General features: G+C 72.6%; 2 protein-coding genes. One reads left to right on the top strand and one right to left on the bottom strand.

Translation table 11 applies throughout. The annotated features are described in order from the left end of the window. On the top strand, positions 1 to 604 hold a 604-nt coding region (locus IH13_RS0124215), incomplete at its 5' end, for an NPCBM/NEW2 domain-containing protein (protein ID WP_031087795.1). 62 nt (positions 605 to 666) lie between these two features. On the opposite strand, the gene IH13_RS0124210 is transcribed toward IH13_RS0124215, so the two are convergent. After that, the coding region (locus IH13_RS0124210) for an endo-alpha-N-acetylgalactosaminidase family protein (RefSeq protein ID WP_031087793.1) at positions 667 to 3,944 on the bottom strand (3,278 nt) is incomplete at its 5' end.

Genomic DNA, 3,944 nt, shown 5'->3' with positions numbered 1-3,944 from the left:
CGCCCCCGGCGCCGAGGCCACCGCCACCTGGCAGGTCACGCCCCCGGTGGACGCCGTGTACCAGGCGTACGGCCTCACGGCCACCGGCGCGTACACGGTGGGGGGCACCGCACGCACCCTGGAGGCGCGCGGCACCGTCCGGACCCTGCCCCCGCCGCCCACCACCGACAGCTGGGCCAGTGACCTGGACTGGACGTCGGCCGAGAACGGCTGGGGGCCGGTCGAGCGGGACCGTTCCAACGGCGAGGCCGGCAGCGGCGACGGCACCCCGCTGAAGATCGGGGGCGTCGGCTACGAGAAGGGGCTGGGCACCCACGCCCCGGCGAAGGTCCGCTACTACCTGGGCGGACGGTGCACCTCCTTCACCGCCGAGGTGGGGGTGGACGACGCCCAGGCGTCACGCGGTACGGTGCGGTTCTCCGTCGAGGCCGACGGGGCGCAGAAGGCGGCGTCCCCGGTGCTGACGGCGGCCGACCCGGCGTACGCGCTCGACGCGGACGTCACCGGCGCGAAGTACGTCGACCTGGTCGTCGGGGACGGCGGCGACGGCAACGGCAACGACCACGCGGACTGGGGCGCGGCACGCTTCCACTGCGGGGGATGACCCGTCCGCAGGCTCACGGGGCGGTGCCGCCGGCGGCACCGCCCCGTGAGCCTGCGGACGGGTCATCCCCCGCAGTGGAAGCGTGCCGCGCCCCAGTCCGCGTGGTCGTTGCCGTTGCCGTCGCCGCCGTCCCCGACGACCAGGTCGACGTACTTCGCGCCGGTGACGTCCGCGTCGAGCGCGTACGCCGGGTCGGCCGCCGTCAGCACCGGGGACGCCGCCTTCTGCGCCCCGTCGGCCTCGACGGAGAACCGCACCGTACCGCGTGACGCCTGGGCGTCGTCCACCCCCACCTCGGCGGTGAAGGAGGTGCACCGTCCGCCCAGGTAGTAGCGGACCTTCGCCGGGGCGTGGGTGCCCAGCCCCTTCTCGTAGCCGACGCCCCCGATCTTCAGCGGGGTGCCGTCGCCGCTGCCGGCCTCGCCGTTGGAACGGTCCCGCTCGACCGGCCCCCAGCCGTTCTCGGCCGACGTCCAGTCCAGGTCACTGGCCCAGCTGTCGGTGGTGGGCGGCGGGGGCAGGGTCCGGACGGTGCCGCGCGCCTCCAGGGTGCGTGCGGTGCCCCCCACCGTGTACGCGCCGGTGGCCGTGAGGCCGTACGCCTGGTACACGGCGTCCACCGGGGGCGTGACCTGCCAGGTGGCGGTGGCCTCGGCGCCGGGGGCGACCGAGTCGAAGGTGACGGGGCCGACGGGCTTCGCGGTCCAGCCCTCCGGGACGTCCAGGTCCAGTCCGACGCCGGTCACCGGGGCCGTCTCGTGGTTGGTGAAGGCGGCCTTCACCTCGTGGGCGGTACCGGGCTCCAGCGCCTGCGATCCGGCCGCCAGGGACAGCGTGGCGCAGGCGGCCCGCTCGGCGGCCGGAGCGGGACCGAGGTCGGTCACGGTGAACGCGTCGAGGACGAAGTCGGCGCCCTCGGGAGCGCCACCGAGCTTGCGCAGCCCGGTCCAGGTGTCACCGCAGCCGGCGGTGAGGGTCTCGGTGAAGTGCCCTGTCGTGCGCTGCTGCCCGATCGGGGTGGCCCGGGTCTGCGTGGAGGCCGGGGTGGCGCCGTCGCCGGTCCGGTCGTAGCCGTCGACCCAGGCGTAGGCCCCCGCGTGGCTCGACTGGTAGTCGAACTCCACCCGGTAGCGGTGGCCTTCGGCCAGCGGGACGGTCCAGGGCGCGGTCCGGTAGACGAGCCCGGTGTTCTCCTCGTGGGCCTTGAGGGACTCCTTGCCGCCGAGCACGTCGTCGACGAGCTTCCCGTTCCAGCCGGCCTGGGTGTACGGGGCGTGCAGCTGGGAGATGCTGGTGCGGGGGTCGGTGGAGCCGCCCGCGTCGCCCTTCAGGAAGGGTCCCCAGCCCTGGTCGACGTCCTCGAAGTCCTCGTACACGACGGTGTTCCGCTTCACCGTGGGGGCGTTGGCGACGATCCGCACGTCGTCGGCCCGCACGGTGGCGCCGCTGCCTTTCGCCGCCTCGACGCGCAGGGTGGTGCGGCCGTTCGCGGGGGCCGTGAAGGTGACCTTGGCGCGCTGGAAGTAGGTGCCGTGCCAGTCGGACGCGGCGACCTGGTCCTTGACCGTGGACCGGTCCACCGAGACGGTCCTGCCGCCTGCCGACAGGGTGGTGTGCCGGGTCTCGCCCGGCTGGACCTCGACGAGCGCGGAGGCGGTGTAGCGGGCGCCCGGCTTCAGACCGGTGATCTTCTGCGAGAGCGCCGCCTTGCCGGTCCCGGAGAGCTTCGCGCTGTTGCGCCCCTGGCCGTCGGTGTCGCGGGTGACGGTGCCGGTCTTCGACCAGGCGCCGAGCTTCGCGTCGTTGAAGCCGGGGTCCTCGACCGGGGTGCCCTCGCCCCACTTCGGGTCGGCGGCCTTCGGGGCCGCGGCCGGGTAGAGGACGTACGGCTGTCCCGCGGCGGCCTTGAGGGTGATCTTCCCGTTCACGGGGCGGACGGTGCCGGTCTTCTTCCGGCCGTTGTCGGTCAGCTCGTAGACGGTGTACGCGCCCTTGCCGGGCACCGTCCAGCTGCTGGTGCCGCCGTCCTCGCTGTAGTGGTACAGCTTCTTGCCGCCGTCCCAGGGCAGCAGGTAGTCACCGCCGGCGAGGACCTTGCGTCCGTGGTCGTAGAAGGTCCTCTCCCCGTTCTCGACGGTGCCCCGCACGCCGCCGGTGAGGGTGACGTCGTCACCGTCCCAGCGGGTGATCTGCTGCTGCTGGAGGTACTTGGCCGGGAGGTTGCGCTTCCAGATGTTGGCGGTGAAGGCGTTCCAGTCGGTCTCGCCGGTCCAGCCCTCGAAGTCGACGAGGGCGCTCTGGCCGAGGACCGGGTCGTTGTTCCAGACGTCCTTCTCGCTGTTGCGGATGAACCGGATGATCTTGGAGTTCAGGCCCTTGTTGGTGGCGCCGCCGTAGTCGAGGTCGTTGGCCCAGTGCGACCAGAGGGAGCCGCGCTCGAACTTGTCGGCCCATTCGGTGCCGACCTTCCAGCCCTGCTCCTGCACGGCGCGCAGGGTCTTGTCCGCGATCCAGCCGTGCGAGTAGTAGACGTCGATGTAGAGGAAGGCGAGGTTGTCGTCGGTCTCGTCGCGCAGCTGCTGGAAGCGCTCGGCGAGGTCGCCGCTGTTGATGTCGCGGCGCTGGTCGATGTAGTAGCTCTGATTGAGCCAGTTCCAGCCCGGGGCGTTCTTGTCGACGAGCTCCTCGTCGAAGGCCTTGGCCTCGGGGTAGGCCTCGGTGGCGTTGACGTGGACGCCGAAGGTGGCGCCCCACTTCTCGCCGCCCTTCAGCAGTCTGTTCAGGTCCTTCAGCCCGCCGGCCCGCTTGTTGTAGTTGCCGCCGTAGTCGGGGTGGGCGGAGTCGTGGCCCTCCGAGCCGTAGCCCTTCAGCAGGGCGAGCTGGCCCAGCCCGTCCGTCGCCAGCGAGATCCGCTTGACGTCGTCGAGGGTGCGCAGGAAGGGGTGGGTGGCCTGGCTGGCGAAGTTGAACGGGATGTGGGTGACGACCCGGTCGGCGGTCTCCTCGGAGCCCGGCGCCTTGACGCCGATGGACCGGAAGGCCACCGCGCCGTCCTGCCAGTCGACGGTCTTGTCGCCGTTGGCGTCGGGCGTGACGACGACCTTCGCCCAGGGCAGGTTCGCCCCGCTCTCCGGCTTCGGCGCGCCCTCGCCCCGGTAGGTCCACTGGCCGGACCACACCCCGACCCGGACGCTGCCGTCGTCGGCCTTGCGGGCCTGGTGCCAGAAGCGGGCGTCGTCGCCGCCGGTGGCGCCCGAGGGCTTGTCGTAGCTGGAGTTGGACTCGACGGCCGCCGCGAGGGAGCCGGTGTTGACGAGGGCGTACGAGGCTCCGGCCGGCG

The sequence above is a fragment of the Streptomyces sp. NRRL WC-3549 genome (assembly GCF_000721935.1).
In the GTDB taxonomy this organism is placed as follows: domain Bacteria; phylum Actinomycetota; class Actinomycetes; order Streptomycetales; family Streptomycetaceae; genus Streptomyces.
This window is presented reverse-complemented; position numbering and strand designations above follow the sequence as displayed.